Source organism: Enterococcus sp. DIV1206 (assembly GCF_051712485.1).
Classification (GTDB): Bacteria; Bacillota; Bacilli; order Lactobacillales; family Enterococcaceae; genus Enterococcus; species Enterococcus faecalis.
Genome location: NZ_JBIOOZ010000001.1, coordinates 1,067,640 through 1,092,891 on the forward strand (window position 1 = coordinate 1,067,640; position 25,252 = coordinate 1,092,891).

Sequence of the window (25,252 nt, forward strand, 5' to 3'; positions counted from 1 at the left end):
GAAAATCGTACGTTAAAAAAAGTTGTTGTAGCTAAATAAAGAAAGAATTGAAGGTTGAAAAGTATTTTATGGAGGTGGATATTGAGAAACAATGAGTAATTGTAAAAGTTGTTTGAAGATGATTTGTTTAAGTAAATGAAAAGAACGAAGGAGAATGTAAATGAATAGAGCAGTTAAAAATTTTGTGAGTTACCTTATGATTACCATGTTGTTTATTTTAAATTTGTTACCAATGATGAACGCATTTGCTCAAGAAGTAACAAGTGATGCTGAGAATACTGTTGAAAAAGACGGGCTCAAAGTAATAGGGAAAATAGAAGATACATCGTCTCAAGAAGATATTAAAACGGTCACTTACGAAATAACAAATACACGAGATGTACCAATCAAAAATCTCATTTTAAAACAAAAAAATAACAATGATAGTCCAATCAAATTTGTATTAGATACTTTAAGCGAAGAGCGAGGACCTACGTCTTTAGAAGAACAAGCAAAGGTTGAAACAAATGAGAAAGATCAAACAACCGATATTAAACTGCTTAACCTTCAACCAAATTCGACAAGAAAGATTACCATAAATGGGCAAATAACTACAAAAGCGTCGAGCAAGTTATTGGTCAGCGTACTAATAGAAGATAATGAAAAAGGAACACTAGTAATTGATTTACCTAATAAATATATGCTAGCAGATAAAGAGTCGGTTTCGAAGGAAAAACAGGAAACTTCAGAAACAAAAGTAGAAAATCAGGCAAACGAAACAGCCTCTTCTACAAATGAAATGACCGCAACTACTAGTAACGAAACAAAGCCTGAAGCAGGAAAGGCGACAGAAAGTATTCAAGAGACAGCACTAACGCAGGCTACCGAAAGTCCTGAGCAACCTCCATTAAAGGCGCAACCTACTGGTCCGTTAGTGCCACCAACACCTGGTCGGGGGTTTAATACACCGATTTATCAAAGCGTTCATAAAGGAGAACTTTTTTCAACGGGAAATACCAACTTAAAAATTGCGAATGAAAATACGGCGGCTGCACAAACATTTTTAAACACACGAGGAGCAAGTAGTGGTTATGCAATTAACAATTTTCCTTTAGAATTTGCAGATGTTGACAATGATCCAAATACGTATAACTCTAGTCGGGCTTATATTGATTTAAATGGTGCAAAAGAGATTGCTTGGGCGGGCTTATTTTGGAGTGCATCTAGATATAAAGGCCCTGCTTACGGAACAAATCTTTCTGATGAAGAAATTAGTGCACCAGTTCAATTTACTACACCAAATGGAACCGTACAGCGTGTTTCGCCCCAAAGGTACCATCGTATCGATCAAGATGCAACAAACCCAGGACAACGTTTCGGGTACAATAACACTGGATTTTCTAATTATGCAGATGTAACTTCAATTTTACAAGGGGATAAAAGTGCGACAGGGAGTTATACGTTGGCAGATATTCCTATGACAAGTAGTTTAAATGGTCAATATCAATATTATAACTTTAGTGGTTGGAGTTTGTTTGTTGTTACAAAGGATCAGGCAAGTAAGTCAAGAGCTTTTAGTATTTACTATGGAGCACGTGGTAATGCTGCTGGAACCAATAATGAATTTACTATGAGCAACTTTTTAACAGCAAAACAAGGAAATCTTGATCCAATTGTGACCTGGTTTACTGTTCAAGGAGATAAATACTGGACTGGAGACAACGCACAAATTAAAAATAGCGCAGGAATTTGGGTAAATATTTCGAACACGCTCAATCCAGTTAATAATGCTATGAACGCAACTGTGACAGATAACGATGAACATATGGTAGATAAGTATCCAGGAAAATTTGCGCCGGATCATCCTAATTTTTTAGATATTGATATCGATCGTATGGCAATTCCCGAAGGTGTTTTAAATGCTGGACAAAACCAAATTAATTTTAGAACAACAAGTAGTGGTGACGATTATTCTACGAATGCGATTGGTTTTGCTGTAAACGCAGAAACGCCTGAATTTGAAATTAAGAAAGAAATTGTGGAACCAAAAGAAACTTACAAAGTTGGTGAAACGATCACGTATCGTGTCTCACTAAAAAATACAAAAACTGATTCAGAAGCGATAAATTCAGTCTCGAAGGATGCACTAGATGGTCGCTTAAATTATTTGCCAGGCTCTTTAAAAGTTATTAGTGGACCAAATTCTGGTGAAAAAACGGATGCTTCAGGCGATGATCAAGCTGAATATGATGAAACCAATAAACAAATTATAGTCCGTGTCGGCAATGGTGCAACTGCTACACAAGGAGGTAGCTACAAAGCTGATACAGCTGAAACAATTTACGAATTTAAAGCGCAGATAAATGAACGAGCAAAAGCAAATGAATTAGTGCCTAATAGCGCAACAGTTGAGGCAGTAGATATTTTAACATCTGCAAAAGTCAACGAAACTTCTAATATAGTAGAAGCGAAAATTGCGGACGAACAAGTAACTGGCAAATTAACCGCTACAAAAACCGTTAATAACTCTAAACCAAAACTAGGGGAAGAAATCGAGTACACAATCAGTTTCCGCAACACCATCGAAAATGGTGTCCTAAACAAAGTAGTTATCACAGACCAACTACCAAAAGGGCTGACGTATGTCAAAGATAGCCTAACAAGTGTTGGAGATGAACCAAAACCAACCAGCTTGACAGAAGCCAATGGCACAATCACAGCAGAATACCCAAGTATCACCGATATGAAAGAACGGAGTATTCGTTTCAAAGTGATCGTTAACGAAGAAGCGAAAGCGGGCGAAACAATTCTCAACAAAGCCAAAGTAGATGACACAGTTAATCCGCCCGAAGAACCAGAGGTGCCGGTGGTACCAGAAGCGAAAGAAGGCAAATTAACAGCAACAAAAACCGTTAATAACGCTAAACCAAAACTAGGCGAAACTATCGAGTACACAATTAGCTTCCGCAATACCATCGAAAACGGCGTCCTAAACAAAGTAGTTATCACAGACCAACTACCAAAAGGACTGACGTATGTCAAAGATAGCCTAACAAGTGTCGGTGATGAGCCCCAGCCAATCAGTTTGAAAGAAACTAACGGCACAATCACAGCGGAATACCCAAGTCTCACTGATACAAAAGAGCGGAGTATTCGCTTCAAAGTAATCGTTAACGAAGAAGTCAAGGCAGGCGAAACAATTCTCAACAAAGCCAAAGTAGATGACACAGTTAATCCACCAGAAGAACCAGAGGTGCCTGTGGTACCAGAAACGAACGCAGGCAAACTAGCCGCAACAAAAACCGTTAATAACGCCAAACCAAAACTAGGCGAAACTATCGAGTACACAATTAGCTTCCGCAACACCATCGAAAACGGCGTCCTAAACAAAGTAGTTATCACAGACCAACTACCCAAAGGACTGACGTATGTCAAAGATAGCCTAACAAGTGTCGGTGATGAACCAAAACCAACCAGCTTGAAAGAAGCTAACGGCATAATCACAGCGGAATACCCAAGTCTCACCGATACGAAAGAGCGGAGTATTCGCTTCAAAGTAATCGTTAACGAAGAAGTCAAGGCAGGCGAAACAATTCTCAACAAAGCCAAAGTAGATGACACAGTTAATCCACCAGAAGAACCAGAGGTGCCTGTGGTACCAGAAACGAACGCAGGCAAACTAGCCGCAACAAAAACCGTTAATAACGCCAAACCAAAACTAGGGGAAGAAATCGAATACACCATCAGCTTCCGCAACACTATCGAAAACGGCATCCTAAACAAAGTAGTTATCACAGACCAACTACCCAAAGGACTAACGTATGTCAAAGATAGCCTAACAAGTGTTGGTGATGAACCAAAACCAACCAGCTTGAAAGAAACCAACGGCATAATCACGGCGGAATACCCAAGTATCACTGATACAAAAGAGCGGATTATTCGTTTCAAAGTGATCGTTAACGAAGAAGCCAAAGCGGGCGAAACAATTCTCAACAAAGCCAAAGTAGATGACACAGTTAATCCGCCAGAAGAACCAGAGGTGCCCATTACGCCCGAAGAACCAATCACGCCTCAAGTAAAAGAAGGCAAATTAACCGCAACAAAAACTGTTAATAACGCTAAACCAAAACTAGGGGAAGAAATCGAATACACCATCAGCTTCCGCAACACCATCGAAAACAGCATCCTAAACAAAGTAGTTATCACAGACCAACTGCCAAAAGGACTGACATATGTCAAAGATAGCCTAACAAGTGTCGGTGATGAACCAAAGCCAACCAGCTTGAAAGAAGCTAACGGCACAATCACAGCGGAATACCCAAGTATCACCGATACGAAAGAACGGAGTATTCGTTTCAAAGTGATCGTTAACGAAAAAGCCAAAGCAGGCGAAACAATTCTCAACAAAGCCAAAGTAGATGACACAGTCAATCCACCCGAAGAACCAGAGGTGCCCATTACACCCGAAGAACCAATCACACCTCGAGTAAAAGAAGGCAAACTAACCGCAACAAAAACCGTTAATAACGCCAAACCCAAACTAGGGGAAGCAATCGAATACACAATCAGTTTCCGCAACACCATCGAAAACAGTGTCCTAAACAAAGTAGTTATCACAGACCAACTACCAAAAGGACTGACGTATGTCAAAGATAGCCTAACAAGTGTCGGTGATGAACCAAAACCAACCAGCTTGAAAGAAATCAACGGCACAATCACAGCGGAATACCCAAGTATCACCGATACGAAAGAACGGAGTATTCGCTTCAAAGTGATCGTTAACGAAGAAGCGAAAGCGGGCGAAACAATTCTCAACAAAGCCAAAGTAGATGACACAGTTAATCCGCCCGAAGAACCAGAGGTACCCATTACACCCGAAGAACCAATCACACCTCGAATAAAAGAAGGCAAACTAACCGCAACAAAAACCGTTAATAACGCTAAACCAAAACTAGGCGAAACTATCGAGTACACCATTAGCTTCCGCAACACTGTCGAAAACGGCGTCCTAAACAAAGTAGTTATCACAGACCAACTACCCAAAGGACTAACGTATGTCAAAGATAGCCTAACAAGTGTTGGTGATGAACCAAAACCAACCAGCTTGAAAGAAGCCAACGGCACAATCACAGCGGAATACCCAAGTATCACCGATACAAAAGAGCGGAGTATTCGTTTCAAAGTGATCGTTAACGAAGAAGCCAAAGCGGGCGAAACAATTCTTAACAAAGCCAAAGTAGATGACACAGTTAATCCGCCCGAAGAACCAGAGGTACCCATTACGCCTGAAGAACCAGCGAAAAATAAAAAGGAAACAAACAAAGTTGTTACAGACCAGAACAAACCTACAAAAGATAGTAAAAATGAAATTGCCATAAACAAGAAAGAAACGTCTAAATCATCCTATTTACCAAAAACAGGAGAAAAAGTCCAAAAAATATTTGCATATCTGGGTGTAGGACTGATCTTAATTGTATTAATTCTCTATGTTATAAAGAGAAACAAAGAAAAAGAGGAGTAAACAAAATCGATTGTTTTAGAACGACTAATTAGCTGAAAATTTAAGAGTTGGCAACATAAGTCAAAATGACCTATGTCGCCAACTCTTTTTGATTTATAACAAGAAACCCAACATATTGTGTGTGCATAAAGTCAAATAGAAAAATAGTAGTGAAATAGCTAGTAATAATAAAGAACCAGCTTGCATTAAAACTGCAAAAAAATAAACTACAATTAAACGAATTGCTCTAGTGTTTTTACGGATAAAATTCAAAAATAGTCCTCCTCAAAAATAATTAGAGGATAACCTTTGTGAAACTATCAAGTTCTCAGGTTTTATAAAACAAATACACACTAGCAAAATCGCTTTATGAGTGAGGCTTATCCAATTATTTTTAAGGTTCTTAAACAGTTGTAAAAAAAATATCAGATAAACGTTTTCACAAAGAACAGTCAATTCGGCAAATTTTTACCTTAAATGACACAAAATCTATAATTTGTTTCTCAAATCCTATAATTTGTTCCTTAAAAAGATATTATGAAAACGCTATTATATTTATGAAAGGAGCGAAACGAATGAAGAAGAAAAACGGGTTTTTTCAAAATGTATGGCGTTATAAGGCCTTAATCCTTATGGCGTTACCAGGATTTATCTGGTTTATATTTTTCTTCTATATACCAGTCTTAGCCAATGTGGTCGCATTTAAAGATTTTCATATTTCACCAGATGGTTTCTTAGCTAGTCTAAGAGAAAGTCCTTGGGTTGGTTTTGAAAACTTTAAATTTTTATTTGCGTCAAAAGATGCTTGGTTAATTACTAGAAACACCATTTTGTACAATGTCGTCTTTTTAGCCTTTAACTTATTCTTTGCGATTGCTTTTGCTATTATTATGAGTGAATTAAGAAATCGTCGCTTGGTTAAAGTTTATCACACGATGTCATTGCTACCATATTTCTTATCTTGGATGGTTATTAACTATTTTGTTTATGCCTTTTTAAGTCCAGATAAAGGGATTTTGAATCAATGGATTACTGGTAATGGCGGCACAATGATTAACTGGTATGCAGATCCACGTTGGTGGCCAGTAATTTTTGTCTTCCTAAATGTTTGGAAGAGTCTAGGCTACAACAGTATTATCTACTATGCTTCTGTGATGGGGATTGATCCGACATACTATGAAGCAGCGATGGTAGATGGTGCCAACAAATGGCAACAAATAAAAAATGTTACGATTCCACAAATTTTACCAATGATGTCTGTTTTATTAATTTTAAACATCGGCGGTATCTTCAGAGCAGACTTTGGTTTGTTCTACATCGTACCAAGAAACTCAGGTGCACTTTACAACGTGACAAGTGTGTTAGATACCTATATTTACAATGGCTTAACGGCTACTGGTGATGTAGGCATGACGGCAGCTGCAGCGTTATATCAATCTGTCGTTGGGGCATGTTTGTTATTAATTGCGAATTTAGTTGTTCGTCGAATTGAACCAGATTCAGCACTATTTTAGGAGGAAGGATTATGAAAAAGAAAAAAGTCACTAGCGTTAACGTTCGATCCTTCAACCCGACAGCGAATTTGATTTTCAATATTGTCATTGCTATTTTTGCTATTTCCTGTGTGGTTCCGTTTTTCTTTGTTATTATGATTTCATTGACAAGTGAAGGATCATTAGCAGCAAACGGCTACCGGTTTTGGCCAAAAGAATTTTCATTGGAGGCCTATCGTTACATTTTCCAAGGGGCGATGAGTCAACGCATTATTCATGCCTTAGGGGTAACGGTCTTCATTACGGTGACAGGGACGATTGTCAATGCAACAATGACGTCATTATATGCCTATGTCATTTCTCGTTCCAACTTTCCATTTAAAAAATTCTTTACATTGTTTGCGTTAATTACAATGTTATTTTCACCAGGGATGGTTGCGAACTATTTAGTAATGACAAACTTATTGCAATTGAAAGATACAATTTGGGCGTTAATTTTGCCTTTAGCTTTAGGACCATTTAATATTTTAGTGATGCGAACGTTTTTCAAGAAAACCGTGCCTGACAGTATTATTGAATCGGCACGTATTGATGGCGCAAGTGAAATGCGCATTTTTGTCAGCATTGTGTTACCGCTAGCCGTTCCAGGGATTGCCACAATTAGTTTATTTGCGGCTTTAGGTTATTGGAACGATTGGTTCAATGCGTTACTTTACATTCAAAAAGATACCTTGGTACCATTACAGTATTTATTGATGAAAATTCAAAACAACTTAGAGTTCTTATCGAGAAGTACGGATATGGGTGCAGCAGCACAAGAAGGGTTAGGCGTTCTACCAAGTGAATCGGCTCGAATGGCGATTGTTGTCTTATCTACGTTACCAATTGCGTTAACTTACCCATTTTTCCAAAAATATTTCGTGGGTGGTTTAACAATCGGCGGCGTGAAAGAATAAAATTGTACAGGAGGAAATAAGGAATGAAAAAATGGCAAAAAGGATTAGCCGTAGCTGGCGCAGCAGCTTTAGCTGTAGGATTAAGCGCGTGCGGTAAATCTTCAAAAGATGCAGCGTCAAAAGGTGATGATAGTACACCAACGTTATTAATGTATCGTGTTGGGGACAAACCAGATAATTATGACCAATTAATCGATAATGCGAATAAGATTATCGAGAAAAAAATTGGGGCAAAATTAAAAATGGAATTTGTTGGTTGGGGCGATTGGGACCAAAAAATGTCAACAATCGTTGCTTCTGGTGAAAGCTATGATATTTCATTAGCACAAAATTATGCAACGAATGCACAAAAAGGCGCCTATGCTGATTTAACTGATTTAGCACCTAAATATGCCAAAGAAGCCTATGATCAATTGCCAGATAACTATATTAAAGGAAATACGATCAATGGAAAACTGTATGCGTTCCCAATTCTAGGTAACTCTTACGGTCAACAAGTTTTAACTTTTAATAAAGAATATGTCGATAAATACAATTTAGATATTAGTAAAGTCGATGGTAGTTATGAAAGTGCAACCGAAGTTCTAAAAGAATTCCATAAAAAAGAACCAAATATTGCTGCTTTTGCTATCGGCCAAACATTCTTTGCAACAGGTAATTATGACTTCCCTATTGGTAACCAATATCCATTTGCAGTGAAAACAACTGATACTGGCTCACCAAAAATTATTAACCAATATGCCGACAAAGACATGATTAATAACTTAAAAGTCTTACATCAATGGTATAAAGATGGCTTGATTCCAACAGATGCTGCTACAAGTACAACACCATATGACTTAAATACCAATACTTGGTTCATGCGTCAAGAAACACAAGGACCTATGGATTATGGTGATACAATCTTAACACAAGCTGCTGGCAAACCACTTGTTTCTCGTCCACTAACAGAACCATTAAAAACAACAGCACAAGCGCAAATGGCTAACTATGTTGTTGCAAATACGTCTAAAAACAAAGAAAAAGCTGTTGAATTGCTAGGCTTATTAAACAGCAATCCAGAATTGTTAAACGGACTTGTTTATGGTGAAGAAGGCAAACAATATGAAAAAGTTGGCGATGATCGCGTGAAATTATTGAAAGATTACACACCAACAACTCATTTGAGTGCTTGGAACACAGGAAACAACTTAATCATTTGGCCAGAAGAATCTGTCACTGAAGAAATGGTTAAAGAACGTGATAAGAGCATCGAAGAAGCAAAAGATTCACCAATTCTTGGTTTTACTTTTGTAAATGATAAAGTGAAAACTGAAATCACTAACGTTGCTACAGTTATGAATCGTTACGCAGCAAGCTTAAATACAGGAACTGTTGATCCAGAAGAAACACTTCCAAAATTAATGGATGACCTAAAAACAGCTGGCTGGGATAAAGTTCAAAAAGAAATGCAAACACAATTAGACGAATATATCCAATCTCAAAAATAATCACAGGAGGCTGAGGCATTAGCTGAGCGCTTTTGGCTCAGCCTTTTACATAATAGAAAGGAAGAGGAAGATGGAAAGTACAGGGATTCAGCGGTTGTTTTACCTTTCCTGGACAGTAATCAAACTAAATTTACTGTTTGTTTTATTTAGTTTAGCTGGAGGGATTATTTTTGGTGTTGGCCCAGCACTCCAAATGATGACTGATTTCATTTTGGAAGAGGGCATGAATTATCAAGCAATCACCGTTAAACGAGCATTTGAATCATGGAAAGCACATTTTAAAAGAAGTAACTGTTATTTTTTACTTTTTCTCTTCACTTTAGGATTTGTTTTTTATAATATTTATTTAGCCGTTCAATTTACCGGAATAATGTGGTTAATTATTACATTTATTTTATTTTTTGTTTCCCTAATACTCGTTATTTTTTACATTTATATGCTACTATATGAAGGAAGCTATTTTATCTCAACTATTGATTTAATGAAGCTTTCATTTATCAGTATCTTTTTAAACCTCGGTGTATTTTTTAAAGTCTTATTCGGTGTAATTAGTATCGTTGCTTTAACTTGGAAAATGAAAGGACTGCTACTATTTGCTTCGTTTGCCTTAATTATGATGTGGTGTGCCTATGTCACGCGCAAAAATCGCCAGTTTATTGATGGAAAGTTGGAACAAAATGAAGCAAATCTTCAAAAAACTGTTTAAAAAAAAATATTTATTAAATCGATTAGTACAAAAATACAGTCTACTGTTAACAAGTATTATTTTGTTAACGGTGGCTGCTTTGTGCGTTTATGTTACTTATACAATTAACTTATCAATTGATTCACAAAAAAATAACGCCGTTTCCCAAATTGACAGCTATGTAACGAATAAAAATAATGCGGCGACGAATATGATTAATGAATTAGCTGGCTCTGCAAGTAAAATTGAAAACATGCGAAAATATATGGAACTTTCTCCTCCTGAGTATTTTGACTATACGTACAGCCAATGGTCGGAAGATCGGGTCAGTACCCACTTTGGAAATAATTTAAGTACATTATTTAGCACCTTTCCTGACTTAGAAGAAGTGATTATTCGCTTAGATGAATTTGATCAGGTTTTGTTCGCCAATCGCACAGCTACAAATGGGAAAAAAATGGATATGTCATCAATTAAAAAACATGGCTTTCAACTAATGCGAATTATCTCCGATCCTTATACAGGACAACCACTGGGAGAATTGTACACTGTGTTTTCAAGTCAAGAATTGCTAGGCAACCAAGCAGACTTATTGAAAAAATCAGGTATTAATGCGTTTATCTATGATAGTGCTGGAAATCAAATTTTTTCTGAAAAAGCACAATTTACCAAAGAAGAAGAGCGGCAACTAGATAAAAGAATGCACACCGATAGTGACATTCAACAGGTTTTTCATAATCGCTACGATATTACGGAAATAGAAAGCAGTGGCCGGAGTACCATTCTCTTATTAACAAGCCGCCGAGTCTTATTTCAGCAATTGTTTATGAATTATGCGGCCATTTTAGGGATTGGGTTACTTTTGATTGTTATTTTATTAGTGGGCTTAAACCGCCTGTTTAAACGCTATTCTCAACAAGTCCAATTAATTTTAGAAGCGACACGAGCCATTGGCGATGGCAATTTAAAAGAACGAATTGACACGAATCAAGTTCAGGAAGAGTTGAATGATATTGCTTCCGCGATTAATTTTATGGTAGACAGTTTAGATCAATACATTCACGATATTTATACTTTAGAAATTAAGCAACGCGATGCTCACATGAGAGCGTTACAGTCGCAAATTAATCCTCATTTTCTTTATAATACGTTGGAATATATTCGTATGTATGCCTTGAGTCGGCAACAAGAAGAACTAGCTGATGTTGTCTATGCTTTTTCAACGTTACTTAGGAATAATATTAACCAAGAAAAAACCACGACCTTGGCAGAGGAAATCTCATTTTGCGAAAAATATGTGTATTTGTATCAAATGCGTTATCCCGACCAATTTGCCTATAAGTTCGAAATAGAAGAAACAATTGCTGATGTTGAAATTCCTAAGTTCATCATTCAGCCGCTTGTCGAAAATTATTTTGTGCATGGAATTGACTATCAACGACAAGACAATGCTATCAAGGTCCATGCCTACCGAGAAGGCGAAAAAATTATTGTGGCTGTTGTGGATAATGGAAAAGGAATTACCGCCAATCGGTTAGAGGAAATTCGCGAACGTTTAAATCAAACAGAAATAGAAACGGAACAATCCATTGGATTAAGAAATGTTCATGAACGTTTACAACGCTTTTTTGGGGAGAGTTATGGTTTAACCATTGAAGGGAAAGAAGGAGAAGGGACGACAATTCGTCTTTCGTTTGTAGCATAAGGGGTGAAAAGATGTATCGAGTGATGTTTGTTGATGATGAATATATGATTTTAGAAGGCTTAAAATGGATTATTCCTTGGCAAGAGTTAGGCTTTGAAATTGTTAAAACAGCGCGTAGTGCGCAAGAAGCATTGGCTTTTTTAGAAACAGAATCCATTGATGTTTTATTAACAGATATTACGATGCCGGAAATGAGTGGGATCGAATTAATTGAGCAAGCAAAGAAAAAAGGACATCAATTTATTAGTTTAATTTTATCAGGTTATCAAGAGTTTGATTACGTCAAAAAAGGCATGGCTTTGCAGGTCCAAGATTATCTTTTGAAACCAGTCAATAAGCAAGAACTATTAGCCAATATCCAAAGAATCAAAACAGAATTGGACCAACAAAAAAAATCCCATGCTCGCGTGCGTCTATATTTAGAAAATGGCTTGATGCGTTGGCTTAATGATGAAATCAGCGAAGGGGAATACGAAGAGTTAATGCAGCAATTTACGACTATAAAACCAGGTGATTTTACCGTTTTATTGGTTGAAGCTGAGATGCCATTTTTAGAAACAATCAAGGAACTATTTATGAAAAAAGGTCAACTGTTATTCATTGAAAGTTGGATGAGTACGTACCACCAATTGTTACTTATCTATAAAGGGGCTAGACAAGAAGCGTTCTTATTTATTCGTGAAATTGAAGCGATTCTAGCTGGTCAAGGTCAGATTTTTGTAGGGGAATCTGTCAATGAATGGGAAACGGTTTATGAAAGTTATGAGAAAGTAAAACAGTTGCAAGCAATTGAAACGTTTTATCAAGAATTTCTGCCAAATAATCAAAAAGAACAAATGAATCGTTCGGCAGAAGATTTTACTTTCCTAGCGTTTAACCAAGCCTTGATGATTGGGGATATGCAGACCATTCAACGGGAATTAGATGCTATTTTCAATCAGTTAAGTCAACAACACGCTACGCCAGAATATGTACGCTATGTAGTCTTCTTACTTTTTTCAGATATTTCCCGTCAGTATCCAACTGTGTTAGAAGAAAACTATGAAAAAATCGTGGAAGAAATTCGAGCCAGCAACAATCTTAATACACTGTATGCGTTAATGCAGCAAGTCTTGGCAGAAGTGAAAAATAAACCTAAAATAAAAAAATATTCAGAAAGTGTTAGCCAAGCTGTAGAAAGAATTGAACAAGGCTATTTAGAAGAATTAAACTTAAAAACGGTGGCGGATGAGCTTCATTTGAACCCTAGTTATTTAGGCCAAATTTTCAAAAAAGAAACCAAGCGGAGTTTTTCTCAATATTTGAATCAAGTGCGTACCAAGCATGCCCAAAAATTATTATTGTACACGGATGATACAATCAACGAAATTTCAGAAAAAGTAGGATTTAACAATACCAACTATTTTTCAAAAATGTTTAAAAAATTAAATGGAATTACCCCAAAAGAATTTCGAGAGCAATACCAATCAAATTACGCAGGTGTAGAAGAATAAAAAGAAAGATGTTCAATTTTTATGAACATCTTTCTTTTTATTATTTTTCCGTACTTAATGAAAACGGTCGTTCTGCTGTGTTTTGTGGATTCGGGACGATCCCTAATTGATAATCTAAAGTCCCGCCATTTAATAGTTCTTGATGAGTAAAATAAGGCGCAGTATGTTTTTCTTGGTTTAACTGAATTTCATGAATAAATTGTTGTTGGACTTTGTTTGGTGATGTCTGAATGGTTAATTGTTTACCATTTGACAGTTTTACTTCCGCCGTCTGGACTAAAGGCATCCCGATTACATATTCACCAGTTCCTGGTGTGACGGGATAAAAGCCTAAGCTATTAAAAATATACCAAGCAGACATGCTACCATTGTCTTCATCACCTGGATAGCCAGTTGGTGAAGCATCAAATGTTTGCATTAGTTGTTTTAAAAGTGGTTGAGCCATCTCTGGTTTGCCGATGTAGCTGAATAGAAACGGATAATGGAAACTTGGTTGATTTGAGATGGCTAATTGACCAAAATCAATTGCGGCCATTTCACTCATTTCATGAATTTCAAAACCATAGCCTTCAACGTTAAAGTTAGGCGCTTGATTGCATAGCTGAATTAATTTTTTTTCGAAAGCTAACTCGCTACCATATAGCTTAATCAAACCTGCAAAATCTTGATAAACCGCAAAACTTGATTGCCAAGCACTTCCTTCGGCGTAATCTTTGCCCCAACGAATATCTAAAAAGTCAGGACGGAAATTGCCTTCAGTATCCTTTGCTTGCATAAAGCCAGTTTCAGGATTAAAAAGTTGTTGATAATTCAAGGCTTGTTGACGATAAAACGTTGCGGTCTCTGAATCATTCAATGTTTTTGCAACTTGTGAAATGCAGAAATCGCTGTACGCATAGTCTAAGGTATGATTGACAGATTCATGATAGGTTGAAGGAACATAGCCATATTTTAGATAATCCAGAGTTCCTTGACGTCCATAATTTTCTCGTTCGCTTTGTTGTGTGGCGCCTTTTTTCATCGCTTCTAGGAACTGAGGCATCAAGTCAGGACGAATCTTTTTCACGGCGGCATCAGCAATGACAGCGTCAATCAAGGTGCCGGGCATTAAACCACGCTCATCTGGCGATAACCATTTTGGCAAGAAACCTGTTTCGTTGTAACTATTTAAAAAGCCTTCTAGCATCTCTTCGTATTTTTCTTGGGCAATTAGTGAGAACAATGGGTAGACCGTTTTATAAGTATCCCAAAAGCCATTATTGGTATATAGTACACCAGGACGAACCGTTTGCGAGAACGTATCATAATGAATCGGCTGCTGATTTTCGTCCAATTCATAAAAGGTTTGCGGAAATAGGAATGTTCGATACAGTGTATGATAAAACGTTTTAGTATGTTCAAGGTTTTCATGCGTTACTTTAAGACGATCGAAATAATTATGCCAATCTGCGATTCCTTGTTGCAGCATCTCAGTAGAACGCATAGAGATTTCTCGTGCTAAATTTAACTGCGCTTGTTTTTCAGAAATAAATGAACTACTAAAATGAACAACTTGTTGAGCAATATTTCCAAAAGAAAGAAGGATTTTGCCATCTTCACCTGAAGAAGGGGCAAACCATTTGGTTAAAGGCTGTTCAAAATGAAGCACGAAATAAAAACTAAAATCTGGATCTTCACAACCAGAATAGTTGATGACTTTTACAGCCACTTGATGGTCATCTAATTGTTTTACTTGATAACGTCCAGGCAGAGTTAGCAGTAAGTGATTATCTTTTTGTTGATAATCAATGGTTAAGATACCACCATACATGCTTGGGATTAATTGAGAAGTTATTTGATAGCGTAATTGAGTTAAGTTAATTTCGACAGGAGAAAAAAGGCTTTCTTCTGGACGATAAGAACTTTGGGCATGGAATAAAGAAAGTTCCGACAATGAACCACTGACAGGGGTCATTAATAAATGGCTAAAATCACCCATCCAAGGACTTGGTTGATGCGTTACTCGATAGCCTTGAAATGTACGATCTTCTGGATGAAACCACCAGCTGCCTTTTTGGTCAGTTGTTTGCGGGGCGTAAAAGTTCATCCCAAATGGCACGCCAGTATAGGGTAGACAATTCCCATTTGAAAAACTATGTTGGTTGGCAGTTCCGTGTCGCGTATCAATCGCTTGAATATTCATGAAAGTAGCTCCTTTGTTTTAAATGATATATCATATAGGCTGATTATAGCACAAAAAACGAGAAATGAAAGCGTATTTATTCGCTTTTTATTTATTTTTAACGAATTGGTATATTCAATTTGAAGAGGGAATTGACAAGCATGTTACAATGGATAAGGAATCGATATTGGAGTGATTGTTATTTATTTTTTTAGTACAAAAAGTCAGCAATTTTTTGCGTATGTTTGGGCCATTTTCCCAGTCATCGCCTTTTTTTTGGTTAGTTTTTATACATTGGATTTTTTATTTTCCCCAAGCTATTTAATTATGGTGCCTGTATTTACTATTATGTTTAAAATTAACTATAAAAAAGATTATTCATTTGTAGCGCTGCTCAAAATGAGTATCAGGCAATTTGTGATCAGTTTTTTAGCATTTATAGCTAGTAGTTCCTTTAGCTGGTCTATTATTTTAAATAGTAGTGTGACATTTTTAATTGTTTATTTATTTTATTCATCTGCGACACCGATGCGGTATCATAGTTATTTGATGATGTTTACGTTTTGTCAGTTAATCCAGGTTAAAGGAAATACATTTTTGATGCAATCTCAAGTTGTGGCCTTTTTAATTGGTCTTTTTTTATTGGCTTTAACATTAAACGCTTGGTGGCAAACAGGATTAAGTCAGTTAACCAGCTTAAAGAGTAGAGGCCATAAAAGCATTCAATTAAATATGAAACAACAAAAATTGGCGGTTATTAATTTCTGGCACGACTTACAACAGACTTTTTTTGGGATCACAAGTTTCAAACAATTTTTAGAAAGTCCTGACGAAAGGGTGCAACGATTTCGTTTAGCTGTTCGTATGAGCTTCACCATTACGCTGAGTTTTATTTTAATGTGGAGTGTAGGAGGCATTAAAATAATTTGGATTCCGATGAATGTTTTTCTACTCTTGCATCCAGTGAAAGCAGAAATGAATACGCGTATTAAGACACGTTTTTGGGGGACTCTTTTAGGATGTTTCCTTAGTCTGTTTGTTGTCAATTGGCTTCAATTGCCACTGACACACCTCGTTGTTTCTAGTTTGATTGGCATTTTTGTTTATTCCCTAAAACCAGGAACCGTGTTACAAGTGACAATGGCAACGATTTTTGGGTTATGTTTGGCAACAATTAGTTTACGAGGGATGTATGCCGCAGAGTTGCGGGTCTCTTTTGTATTATTGGCAATTTTTGTTGTTTGCTTAATTGATTTAGGTTTATTTGTTTATCAGCGTATTTTACGTTTTTAAAAAGTGTGGCACAGAGGGTGATTTACCCGTTGTGCCACACTTTTTAATTTTCTAAATTCGTTAATTTTTCCAAGTAATGATTTTCTATTTGCGGAAAATCTATTTTTTCTGGTGCTGCATCAGGGGTTTCAAGTACTTGCTTCAAGCGGTTGAGAACAATTGACCAACCAGCGATATCTTTATGGCGAGGTGTTGTAAAATTTTCTGGGAGAGATTCTGAGAAGACTAACAGGGTCTGATGAGGTGCTTGTTCTTTTAAGTCAAAATAGATGATACCAGTATCCCAAGTCACGCCCAGATATTTTTCCTCTGCATAATCAGTGAAAGGCATCGTTTCTTCAAAATCGGGCAGAATAAACCGCCAAAACCCGTTAACACCTAATTCACCAATTTCTAATTCTGGAAACCATTGTTTTAGCTTGTCTGTCTCAGTCAGGTAGCGCCAAATCGTTTGAGGGCTGGCTGAAATTGCTCGTTCTGTACCAAAATAAATCGTCTGGTTTTCTAAGCGAAAGGTATCTTTCATTTTGTTTCTCTCCTTTATTTATTATTCATGAAGTTCTAAAGGTAGTCCATCTGGATCAAAAAAGAAGGTCATTTTTTCACCCGTAAAATCATCTACTCGTAGCGGTTCTGTTTCAATTCCTTGCTCATTTAAAAAAGCAATCACTTCTTCAATATGTTCAACTTTAAAAGCTAAATGACGTAATCCTAAAGCTTCAGGATAAGAGGGGCGAGCGGGAAATTGATCAGAAATAAAAATTTCCAATTCTTGGCTGCCTAATTTTAAATCTAATTTAATATCGTTTTTTTCGGGACGATGATTTTCGCGAAGAACTTCAAAGCCCAACTTTTCGACATAAAAATTTTTAGTTACTTGATAATTTGAGGCATTGATTGCCACATGATGAATTTCTTTAAAAAACATTTTTCATACTCCTTTTCGTTTTTTCCCTCTGTAGTATAGCAATAAAGAAGCAGCTAAAAAAGCGTTCTGTTTGACTCTTTAAGAAAAGACAAGGGATTTGTAAAAAAATAAAATTATTTTTTTGAAAGAAAGCGCTTGCCAAAAAAAGAATAATCAAGTATGATGTATATACAACTTAATTGTATATACAAGTTTGAGAGGAGAATGTAAAATGGGTAAGTTTCAAAGCGATGCACAACAGTTGTTGAAAGCAGTAGGAGGCAAAGAAAATATTTCAGCTGTTTCTCATTGTGCAACTCGAATGCGTTTTGTATTAAAAGATCCAAAAAAAGCGGATGTACCTGTGATTGAAGATATTCCTTCTGTAAAAGGAACCTTTACCAATGCTGGACAGTTTCAAGTAATTATTGGGAATGAAGTCCCACAATTTTATAATGATTTTTCTGCAATTTCCGGTTTAGAAGGGGTTTCAAAAGAAGAAGGGAAAGCAGCTGCCAAAAGTAATTTGAGTCCTGTTCAACGAGTTGTTTCTGTTTTAGCTGAGATTTTTACACCATTAATTCCTGCACTTGTTATCGGGGGATTGATTTTAGGATTCCGCAATATTTTGGAAGGGGTTCCATTTGGCTTTCTTGATGGTCAAACAATCGTGGAAGTTTCTCAATTTTGGAATGGAGTCAATTCATTCTTATGGTTAATCGGCGAAGCAATTTTCCACTTCTTGCCAGTTGGGATTACGTGGAGTATTACGAAGAAAATGGGAACCACACAAATTTTGGGGATTGTCCTAGGGATTACATTAGTCTCACCACAACTTCTGAATGCTTATTCAGTTGCGACGACTAAAGCAGCAGAAATTCCTTTCTGGGATTTTGGGTTTGCTCAAGTTAACATGATTGGTTATCAAGCGCAAGTTATCCCAGCTATGTTAGCCGGCTTCTTGCTTGCCTATCTTGAAATTTTCTTTAGAAAAGTGATTCCTCAAGCAATTTCAATGATTTTTGTCCCATTGTTTGCTTTAGTACCAACAGTATTGGCTGCACATGTCATTTTAGGACCAATCGGTTGGACGATTGGTAGTTGGGTTTCTGATATCGTAAATGCAGGATTAACGTCAACATTTAATTGGTTATTTGGCGCCGTCTTTGGCTTTATGTACGCACCATTAGTCATCACTGGGTTGCATCATATGAGTAATGCGATTGATTTACAGTTGATTGCTGACTTTCAGTCAACCAACTTATGGCCAATGATTGCTCTATCAAACATTGCACAAGGTTCAGCGGTTTTAGCAGTTATCTTTATGCATCGTGGAAACAAAAAAGAAGAACAAGTTTCGATTCCAGCAATGATTTCTTGTTACCTAGGTGTGACTGAACCAGCGATGTTTGGGATCAACTTAAAATATGTTTATCCATTTGTTGCGGGCATGATTGGTTCGGCAATGGCAGGAATGTTTGCCACTTTAATGGGCGTTCGTGCGACCAGTATCGGCGTCGGTGGCTTGCCAGGAATTTTATCTATTGTGCCACAATATTACTTGCCGTTTTTAGGCGCAATGGTGATTGCGATTATCGTACCAATGGGCTTAACTTATATTTTCAGAAAGAAAGGCATCTTTAATAAAGTCGATCCAGTTGATGAAGCAACAGGGATGTTATACAGCGAAGAAGGGTAATCGCTTTTTGAAGTAAAGAAGAATTCGTAGACATTTGTCTACGAATTCTTCTTCTTTTTATAGAAACTATTGGCTTTTTTCTCTCTTTCAGTTAGACTAAAAAGGTTGAGAAAAGGAGAGCGTAAAAATGGATATTTATTTAAAAAAAGCAATTTTACACATTATTGATCGAGAAACTGGGACGCCGGTTTTCTCTGAAAAGGAACTAGATTTAACGACCGAGTATATTCGAACGTATTTAACTGCAAAAATTTCAAAACTTTCGACTGCACAAACAAAGACTGGAACATTGGCGGAAAATAGTTCCTTTGTTGACACGTTACGTGGGATTCCTAGTGATTTTGTGAAGAAAAGCCAAGAAGTTACCCAACATTGGTATGATGTTTATTCAGGAAGCGAAGATGCGCCTAGTGCTGATATTTTGTTCATTTTATATGAATTAGATACGGTGTTACATGTCGCAATGATTAAATTAAACTATAAAGAAAGTTATACGCATTACGTCGACTATGAAGAAGAATCCGTTTATAACAAACTGATTATCAATCGAGCAATTTTGTCTTCAAAATCACAAAAACCAGATGAAGGAATTACAGTTGACTTAGATACATTAGCGTTTGAATTACTAGAGAAAAGATATGAATTTTCAGGAGAAAAAATCTGGTATTTCTCTGAAAAAGTGATTGAGACGCAAGCGGCACCTTCCATGGAAGAAAATATCAAAGAAATTAAAAAAGCAGTCAAACGTATTGGAAAGAAATTTAACGAAGATGAGTTTGAACTAATGGCTTCTGTAAAAGAAGCGGTATATGATAGCATTGAGGAAACGGGAACGATTGACAATGAGCAAATTGCTGAGCAAGTGTTTAAAGAAAATGTATCAGCTAAATTAGCTTACCAAGAAGAAGTGAATGAGTCGAAGTTTGTCGACAAAACACCGCCAGTCAGAGAATCTCGCGAAATTTCTGAAAAGAAATTTGGCAAACAGAAGTTAAAAATGGATAACGGTATTGAATTAATTGTTCCGTTAGATGTTTACCGCAATGGCGATTTAATTGAATTTGTTAATAATCCAGATGGCACAGTGTCCATTATGCTAAAAAATATCGAAAAAATTAGTAATCAATTATAAAGAAAAAACCGTTGGTCGCTTGCCAACGGTTTTTTCTTTATTTTAATTTTTCTAAAGCTTTTTCAGGGACTTCTTTTTCTGTCACTTCATTCCAGCTGATCACGCCTTTACGGGGATTAACTTTCAATTTTAGATAGGCTTTCATACGCAAAGGTTGATCACGGGATTCGTTTAATTCCACGGTTTTTTCTTCACCGTTTTTATTAAACGCAGGTTGTTGATAGTAATAAATGGTCATTGCTTCACCAGAATTTGTTTTTTCATCTTTCTTTTCACCAGATGTTGTGATTTGTGTATAATAGGCTTCTCCACCGTAATAGTAATTATAAACGCCCCAGCTACCACCGGCTAAAATGACTATGGGAATTAATATTTTTAGTAATGTTTTCACTTTCCTCACCTCAAGGAATAGTATGCCTTTTTTTTAGGAAATTTGCCATATTTTTTTCCGTTAATTGAGTGACAATTTTGTTAGTTTCGGCACTTTCTTGAAAAATTCATCATTTTTTTAAACAAAAGACAACGTTTGTCGCTCCCTTTTTTTCACTATCATGCTACAATAAAGAAAAAAAGATGGAGGTAGAGGACAATGATGCCCTTTTATTTTGGAATCGATCCAACCTATATATTGGTAATTATCGGAATTGCGATTTCTGGTGCGGCCTCCGCATATGTTAACAGTACCTTTCGTAAATATGATCAAGTACGAAGCAGTAAACATGTTACAGGCACGCAGGCAGCACAATATATTTTACAAAAAGAACAAATTAATGATGTTGGAGTTCAGCAAATTGCTGGTGATTTAACTGACAATTATAATTCTGGAAACAAAATGTTGAGCTTATCCGAAGCCACTGCTCAATCGACATCGGTTGCGGCTATTGGCGTGGCGGCTCATGAATGCGGACATGCGGTACAAGATCATACGAACTATGTGCCTTTACGTCTTCGTGCAGCTATTGTTCCAGTTGCCAACATCGGTTCAACCATTTCCTTTCCACTAATTTTGATTGGTGTTTTATTTAGTTGGAATCAAACATTAATCAACATTGGAATTTTGGCTTTTTCATTAGCTTTGATTTTCCAATTGGTGACTTTACCGGTGGAGTTTAATGCGTCTAGACGTGCATTAAGTATTCTTTCTGAAGGTGGGTTATTAACAGAAGAAGAAGTCCCAATGGCCAGAAAAGTTCTTTTTGCAGCTGCACTTACCTACGTAGCAGCGGCGCTTTCGACCTTTTTACAACTTTTACGTTTGGTTATTTTATTTGGTGGTAACAACCGACGAGACTAAGTGCTAGTAAAGGTCTTTCTATTACGCATAAAAGTAATAATATGTTATGATTAAAGTAGAAAATAACAGAGGAGCTGAAGGAAATGAAAGCATCAACAAAAATTGGTATCGGTTTAAGCATTGCTGCAGTTGCAAGTGTCTCTGTTGCAGTCATCGCTTCTGAGAAAATTATTAAGAAGGTATCTCATGTTTCCAATCGTTATAAAGTTAAAAAGTTTGTAGACGATAAATTTGATGGAAACCAAAAATTATTATCGATTGTCGATGATTTATCCGATGATGAATTAGATTCTGTTTTAAATGTTGTTGATCGTGTGAAAGATGGCGGTTCAAAATTAGCTGAATATGGCGAAAAAGTTAAAGACAATACAGATTCTTTAAAAGAACGCTTTTTCACATTTATTGAAGATGCAATGAAGTAAAAAAGATGGCCTAGGCCATCTTTTTTTTATAAAAATAATTCTTTTGTTTCAACATAATAGCCTCTGCCACCAACTAGAACTTGATCAATTGTCTTTTGGGATGTAGTGTTCAAACGCACTAAGACTTCTGAAGGAGCGTTTAAGGTATAACCTTGGGCAAAGGTGTAATTGGTTTTTTGTAAAATTTGGTGATGGTACAGATAACAAGCTAACGCACCATTTGATGTACCAGTAGCGGCTTCTTCATCGATGTAATAAAGGGGTGCAAAATTCCTACAAATGATATTTTCTTCAGACAAAGCAAAAAGATGCATCCCAATAACTCCATACTTTTGACTAAGTAACTTGATTTTTTCAAAGTTTGGTTGTAAATCCTGTAATAATTGCGCATTTTTAATGGGAACCAAAATATCTTTTAGGCCCGTTGACACAATCTGGATAGGAAAAGCAGTTGCCACTGCGTTTAAATCAAAGCAGCCGCTCAATTCTTCTAAAGTGAGCGTATCATAAAAAGTTGGGACAGTTTGTTCCATAAATAGTTGTTCACCGTTCGCCGTGATTGCGAGCAAACCGCTGTTCGTTTCGATTGTATATGCTGTTTGCAATAATTTATTTAAGTGCTTCATAATGGTAAAAGCGCCAATTGTCGCGTGGCCACATAAGTCGACTTCTTCTTTTGGTGTAAAATATTCAAGGCGGAAATCAGCAATCTTTGAGTCTGAAATAAAAGCAGTTTCTGCAAATCCTAGTTCTTTGGCGATGGCCATTTTTTGGGTTCTCGTTAAGGGCTGTGTCATAAAAACAACGCCTGCTTTGTTGCCACCTTCGTGGTTTTTACTAAATGCACTAGCGACATATGCGGTAATTTTCATTGGAACGCCTACTTTCTAATTGGGAATAAAAAACATACGAGTAAAAAATGGACGTACTACTTTCTTAATAACAAATAACAAAAGATTAAATCATCCATTTTTTTTAAAGATAAGCCAGTTTGTTCAAAAAACTTTTCCAACCGATAGTGTAAAGTATTTCGATGCATAAATAAATCTTTTGCAGTGGAGCTGATATTGCCTTGATTTTTCCACAAAGCGCTGATGATTGGCTGAATATCGGTGTCTTTATTTAATAAACGACGATAATACTCAACAAGTACATTTTGGCTCATGGCTTCTTTGGTAAAATAGTGGAGGGCAACATCAGTTAAACTAAAAACAGTCGTCCGACTAGAGGAATTAAGTTCTTCTGAAAAAATACGTTGTTCTTCATGGAAACAACGCCGGAGAATGTCTTCAGAGGAATAAAAATTGCCAACAAATACAGCACTAGTGCAATCAAAGTCTGTATCTAATGTTAAAAAGATCCCTTGAATTTCTTCTTGTTGAAAGGTCTTTTTTGACTGTTCTTCAACTAAAATATACATATTATTACTTGGACTGAAACAATCAACTATATCTGGAAACATCTTTGTTAAATTAAATTGCCATTCAGCTTGTAATTCTTTTGTGACATTCGTTTGAATTTGCAACATACGAAAGGTCCCTTCGGCAGGTAATTTTGCCTGTTGAAATAAGTAACTGAACCAAGGATGGTTACCAGTAATTGTTGGGTTTTCAGAAATCGGGAAAAGCGCTTCCAACAAATGCTGTTCTTTAATACTTAAGAAAGCTTTATTCACAATGAAAAATTGGTCGTCAACAGGAATTGAATAGGTGGCTTCGGAACCAATTGTTTTTGATAAATAGCCTTTGGGATAAAGCTGAGATAAATTTTCAATAATCATAGACACACCTCACTGATTTATTGTACCATGAAGCAAGACAGAAGTTTAGTGGGAAAAAGCCGAAAGGTGGAAATTAATTGGGAAAAAAAGAAACAACGTTAACACAAGAAGAAAAAGAATTTTTTATGCGAGAAGCCATTGCAGAAGCGAAAAAAGCAGAAGGTTTGGCTGAGGTGCCTATTGGAGCTGTAATTGTTCGGCAAGGGGAAATTATTGGCCGCGGGCATAATCTGAGAGAAGCACGGCAAGAAGCAACGGCGCATGCAGAAATGTATGCAATCCAAGAAGCGTGTCGCGGGATAGAAAATTGGCGTCTAGAAGAAACCCAATTATTTGTAACTTTAGAACCTTGTCCAATGTGTAGTGGGGCGATGCTTTTGGCACGAATTCCAGAAGTTTATTATGGCGCAACCGATCCTAAAGCAGGCACTGCTGGGACTTTGATGAATTTATTAGAAGATGAACGCTTCAATCATGTAGCCTATGTCGAAGCAGGCGTTTTAGAAGAAGAGTGTCGCTTATTGCTAGTTCAGTTCTTTAAAAAGTTACGGGCAAAGAAAAAAGAAGAGAAACTTTTAAAAAATCAAAAGAAAGACTAGTCAAAAGAATAAAAATACGTTATACTAGGTTTTGCCGAAAGGCTAGGACAATGGCGGGCTAGTGAATTGTGTCAGATCCGGAAGGAAGCAGCACTAAGCAAGTGCCGCCATGTGTCTGATTGAATAAGGAACGTATCAAGGCTGAGAAGCCTTTTTTTATTTTATCTAAAATTAAAAAGACAGGAAAGTTGGTCGCTTTCCTGTCTTTTTTTGTGGATTCAAGATAACACAGCAGCTGCTAAGGCTTGTTGAATAGCAACAATATCTTTATCTTTTCTAAATTGAAGACTTACTGAAGGTAACTCAGCACTTGAAATCCATATCTTTAGTTCTGCATCTAGGTCGAAATGTCCACTAGTTTCAACAGAAAAGCGTGAAATAGATTTGTAGGGAATCGATTTATAATCAACTTTTTTACCTGTAATTCCTTGTTTATCGACTAAAATTAAGCGTTTATCTGTAAAGACAATTAAATCTCTTACTAAAGTGAAGGCCATATCTACTTTTTCGTTAGGGATTAAAACATCCCGTAATTCTTTTTCAGCTGTTTCATTGTTATTTTGTGTTGCATTCCCTAATAATCCATCAAATAATCCCATGTTAATTCTCCAATTCTACTTTTTTGAAAAAAATTCTTTTATTTAAAAGTAAACTTATATCGTGT

General features: G+C 36.6%; 20 protein-coding genes and 1 other RNA gene. 14 read left to right on the forward strand and 7 right to left on the reverse strand.

Annotation, left to right across the window (positions count from 1 at the left end; genetic code table 11):
• Positions 1–160: 160 nt before the first annotated feature.
• The 7 genes from IGK86_RS05230 (at position 161) to IGK86_RS05260 (ending at position 13,301) form a co-directional block, all read left to right on the forward strand.
• Positions 161–5,500 (forward strand): isopeptide-forming domain-containing fimbrial protein, encoded by a 5,340-nt coding sequence (locus tag IGK86_RS05230; protein WP_438742125.1) that lies wholly within the window; start codon positions 161–163, stop codon positions 5,498–5,500.
• 536 nt (positions 5,501–6,036) lie between these two features.
• Positions 6,037–6,993, forward strand: a complete 957-nt coding sequence (locus tag IGK86_RS05235) for an ABC transporter permease (protein WP_002356852.1) — start codon at positions 6,037–6,039, stop codon at positions 6,991–6,993.
• Positions 6,994–7,004: 11 nt separating this feature from the next.
• Entirely contained in the window at positions 7,005–7,928 is a 924-nt protein-coding gene (locus IGK86_RS05240; RefSeq protein WP_002359877.1) for a carbohydrate ABC transporter permease, read from the forward strand.
• Between the two features lie 23 nt (positions 7,929–7,951).
• Positions 7,952–9,418 (forward strand): ABC transporter substrate-binding protein, encoded by a 1,467-nt coding sequence (locus IGK86_RS05245; RefSeq protein ID WP_010775977.1) that lies wholly within the window; start codon positions 7,952–7,954, stop codon positions 9,416–9,418.
• A gap of 70 nt (positions 9,419–9,488) precedes the next feature.
• Positions 9,489–10,124 carry a YesL family protein gene (locus IGK86_RS05250; protein ID WP_002362905.1) on the forward strand — a complete coding sequence of 212 codons (636 nt, stop codon included), beginning with the start codon at positions 9,489–9,491 and terminating at the stop codon, positions 10,122–10,124.
• Positions 10,078–11,808 (forward strand): sensor histidine kinase, encoded by a 1,731-nt coding sequence (locus IGK86_RS05255; protein WP_016616597.1) that lies wholly within the window; start codon positions 10,078–10,080, stop codon positions 11,806–11,808. Before IGK86_RS05250 ends, IGK86_RS05255 begins: the two co-directional genes overlap by 47 nt.
• 11 nt (positions 11,809–11,819) lie before the next feature.
• On the forward strand, positions 11,820–13,301 hold the full coding sequence (locus IGK86_RS05260) for a response regulator transcription factor (RefSeq protein ID WP_002356858.1): 1,482 nt from the start codon (positions 11,820–11,822) through the stop codon (positions 13,299–13,301).
• Positions 13,302–13,341: 40 nt separating this feature from the next.
• On the opposite strand, the gene IGK86_RS05265 is transcribed toward IGK86_RS05260, so the two are convergent.
• Entirely contained in the window at positions 13,342–15,483 is a 2,142-nt protein-coding gene (locus IGK86_RS05265) for a GH92 family glycosyl hydrolase (RefSeq protein WP_016616596.1), read from the reverse strand.
• A gap of 171 nt (positions 15,484–15,654) precedes the next feature.
• Here IGK86_RS05265 and IGK86_RS05270 point away from each other — a divergent pair, with 171 nt between their 5' ends.
• A complete protein-coding gene (locus IGK86_RS05270; RefSeq protein ID WP_010775975.1) occupies positions 15,655–16,755 on the forward strand; it encodes an FUSC family protein in 1,101 nt (366 codons plus the stop codon).
• Positions 16,756–16,798: 43 nt separating this feature from the next.
• On the opposite strand, the gene IGK86_RS05275 is transcribed toward IGK86_RS05270, so the two are convergent.
• Together IGK86_RS05275 and gloA2 are read right to left on the reverse strand one after the other, a co-directional pair.
• The gene (locus tag IGK86_RS05275) at positions 16,799–17,281 is read right to left on the reverse strand and encodes an SRPBCC family protein (RefSeq protein WP_010713246.1); all 483 of its coding nucleotides are present in this window, start codon (positions 17,279–17,281) and stop codon (positions 16,799–16,801) included.
• Between the two features lie 21 nt (positions 17,282–17,302).
• Entirely contained in the window at positions 17,303–17,683 is a 381-nt protein-coding gene (gene gloA2 / locus IGK86_RS05280) for an SMU1112c/YaeR family gloxylase I-like metalloprotein (RefSeq protein ID WP_002366964.1), read from the reverse strand.
• A 211-nt stretch (positions 17,684–17,894) separates the two neighbouring features.
• Between gloA2 and treP the strand changes: the two genes are divergently transcribed.
• Together treP and IGK86_RS05290 are read left to right on the forward strand one after the other, a co-directional pair.
• A complete protein-coding gene (gene treP, locus IGK86_RS05285) occupies positions 17,895–19,361 on the forward strand; it encodes a PTS system trehalose-specific EIIBC component (protein WP_002383776.1) in 1,467 nt (488 codons plus the stop codon).
• Positions 19,362–19,488: 127 nt separating this feature from the next.
• On the forward strand, positions 19,489–20,493 hold the full coding sequence (locus tag IGK86_RS05290; RefSeq protein WP_002356866.1) for a nucleoid-associated protein: 1,005 nt from the start codon (positions 19,489–19,491) through the stop codon (positions 20,491–20,493).
• A gap of 37 nt (positions 20,494–20,530) precedes the next feature.
• Here IGK86_RS05290 and IGK86_RS05295 read toward each other — a convergent pair whose 3' ends face one another.
• Positions 20,531–20,884: a YxeA family protein gene (locus IGK86_RS05295; protein WP_002387247.1), complete on the reverse strand. Its 354-nt coding sequence runs from the start codon at positions 20,882–20,884 to the stop codon at positions 20,531–20,533.
• Positions 20,885–21,082: 198 nt separating this feature from the next.
• Here IGK86_RS05295 and IGK86_RS05300 point away from each other — a divergent pair, with 198 nt between their 5' ends.
• Both IGK86_RS05300 and IGK86_RS05305 read left to right on the forward strand, forming a co-directional pair.
• Complete coding sequence (locus IGK86_RS05300; RefSeq protein WP_002384290.1) at positions 21,083–21,787, forward strand: zinc metallopeptidase; 705 nt, start codon at positions 21,083–21,085, stop codon at positions 21,785–21,787.
• Positions 21,788–21,870: 83 nt separating this feature from the next.
• Positions 21,871–22,209: a hypothetical protein gene (locus IGK86_RS05305; protein WP_002356871.1), complete on the forward strand. Its 339-nt coding sequence runs from the start codon at positions 21,871–21,873 to the stop codon at positions 22,207–22,209.
• A gap of 26 nt (positions 22,210–22,235) precedes the next feature.
• Here the strand turns inward: IGK86_RS05305 and IGK86_RS05310 are convergent, their stop codons facing one another.
• Complete coding sequence (locus tag IGK86_RS05310; RefSeq protein ID WP_016616595.1) at positions 22,236–23,081, reverse strand: PhzF family phenazine biosynthesis protein; 846 nt, start codon at positions 23,079–23,081, stop codon at positions 22,236–22,238.
• Between the two features lie 56 nt (positions 23,082–23,137).
• Complete coding sequence (locus IGK86_RS05315) at positions 23,138–23,989, reverse strand: PucR family transcriptional regulator (protein WP_016616594.1); 852 nt, start codon at positions 23,987–23,989, stop codon at positions 23,138–23,140.
• Between the two features lie 77 nt (positions 23,990–24,066).
• On the opposite strand from IGK86_RS05315, the gene tadA reads away from it, so the two are divergent.
• Positions 24,067–24,588 carry a tRNA adenosine(34) deaminase TadA gene (tadA, locus tag IGK86_RS05320; protein ID WP_002362126.1) on the forward strand — a complete coding sequence of 174 codons (522 nt, stop codon included), beginning with the start codon at positions 24,067–24,069 and terminating at the stop codon, positions 24,586–24,588.
• 39 nt (positions 24,589–24,627) lie between these two features.
• Positions 24,628–24,714, forward strand: an RNA gene (ffs, locus tag IGK86_RS05325) — signal recognition particle sRNA small type.
• Positions 24,715–24,806: 92 nt separating this feature from the next.
• Here the strand turns inward: ffs and IGK86_RS05330 are convergent.
• On the reverse strand, positions 24,807–25,187 hold the full coding sequence (locus IGK86_RS05330; RefSeq protein WP_002356881.1) for a PH domain-containing protein: 381 nt from the start codon (positions 25,185–25,187) through the stop codon (positions 24,807–24,809).
• Positions 25,188–25,252: the final 65 nt, after the last annotated feature.

Coding starts and splice junctions, on each gene's coding strand:
- IGK86_RS05300 (WP_002384290.1), top strand. CDS start 21,083: ATGATGCCCTTTTATTTTGGAATCGATCCAACCTATATATTGGTAATT.
- IGK86_RS05265 (WP_016616596.1), bottom strand. CDS start 15,483: ATGAATATTCAAGCGATTGATACGCGACACGGAACTGCCAACCAACAT.
- IGK86_RS05305 (WP_002356871.1), top strand. CDS start 21,871: ATGAAAGCATCAACAAAAATTGGTATCGGTTTAAGCATTGCTGCAGTT.
- IGK86_RS05240 (WP_002359877.1), top strand. CDS start 7,005: ATGAAAAAGAAAAAAGTCACTAGCGTTAACGTTCGATCCTTCAACCCG.
- IGK86_RS05255 (WP_016616597.1), top strand. CDS start 10,078: ATGGAAAGTTGGAACAAAATGAAGCAAATCTTCAAAAAACTGTTTAAA.
- IGK86_RS05290 (WP_002356866.1), top strand. CDS start 19,489: ATGGATATTTATTTAAAAAAAGCAATTTTACACATTATTGATCGAGAA.
- treP (WP_002383776.1), top strand. CDS start 17,895: ATGGGTAAGTTTCAAAGCGATGCACAACAGTTGTTGAAAGCAGTAGGA.
- IGK86_RS05250 (WP_002362905.1), top strand. CDS start 9,489: ATGGAAAGTACAGGGATTCAGCGGTTGTTTTACCTTTCCTGGACAGTA.
- IGK86_RS05310 (WP_016616595.1), bottom strand. CDS start 23,081: ATGAAAATTACCGCATATGTCGCTAGTGCATTTAGTAAAAACCACGAA.
- IGK86_RS05275 (WP_010713246.1), bottom strand. CDS start 17,281: ATGAAAGATACCTTTCGCTTAGAAAACCAGACGATTTATTTTGGTACA.
- IGK86_RS05245 (WP_010775977.1), top strand. CDS start 7,952: ATGAAAAAATGGCAAAAAGGATTAGCCGTAGCTGGCGCAGCAGCTTTA.
- IGK86_RS05235 (WP_002356852.1), top strand. CDS start 6,037: ATGAAAGGAGCGAAACGAATGAAGAAGAAAAACGGGTTTTTTCAAAAT.
- gloA2 (WP_002366964.1), bottom strand. CDS start 17,683: ATGTTTTTTAAAGAAATTCATCATGTGGCAATCAATGCCTCAAATTAT.
- IGK86_RS05230 (WP_438742125.1), top strand. CDS start 161: ATGAATAGAGCAGTTAAAAATTTTGTGAGTTACCTTATGATTACCATG.
- IGK86_RS05330 (WP_002356881.1), bottom strand. CDS start 25,187: ATGGGATTATTTGATGGATTATTAGGGAATGCAACACAAAATAACAAT.
- IGK86_RS05315 (WP_016616594.1), bottom strand. CDS start 23,989: ATGATTATTGAAAATTTATCTCAGCTTTATCCCAAAGGCTATTTATCA.
- IGK86_RS05260 (WP_002356858.1), top strand. CDS start 11,820: ATGTATCGAGTGATGTTTGTTGATGATGAATATATGATTTTAGAAGGC.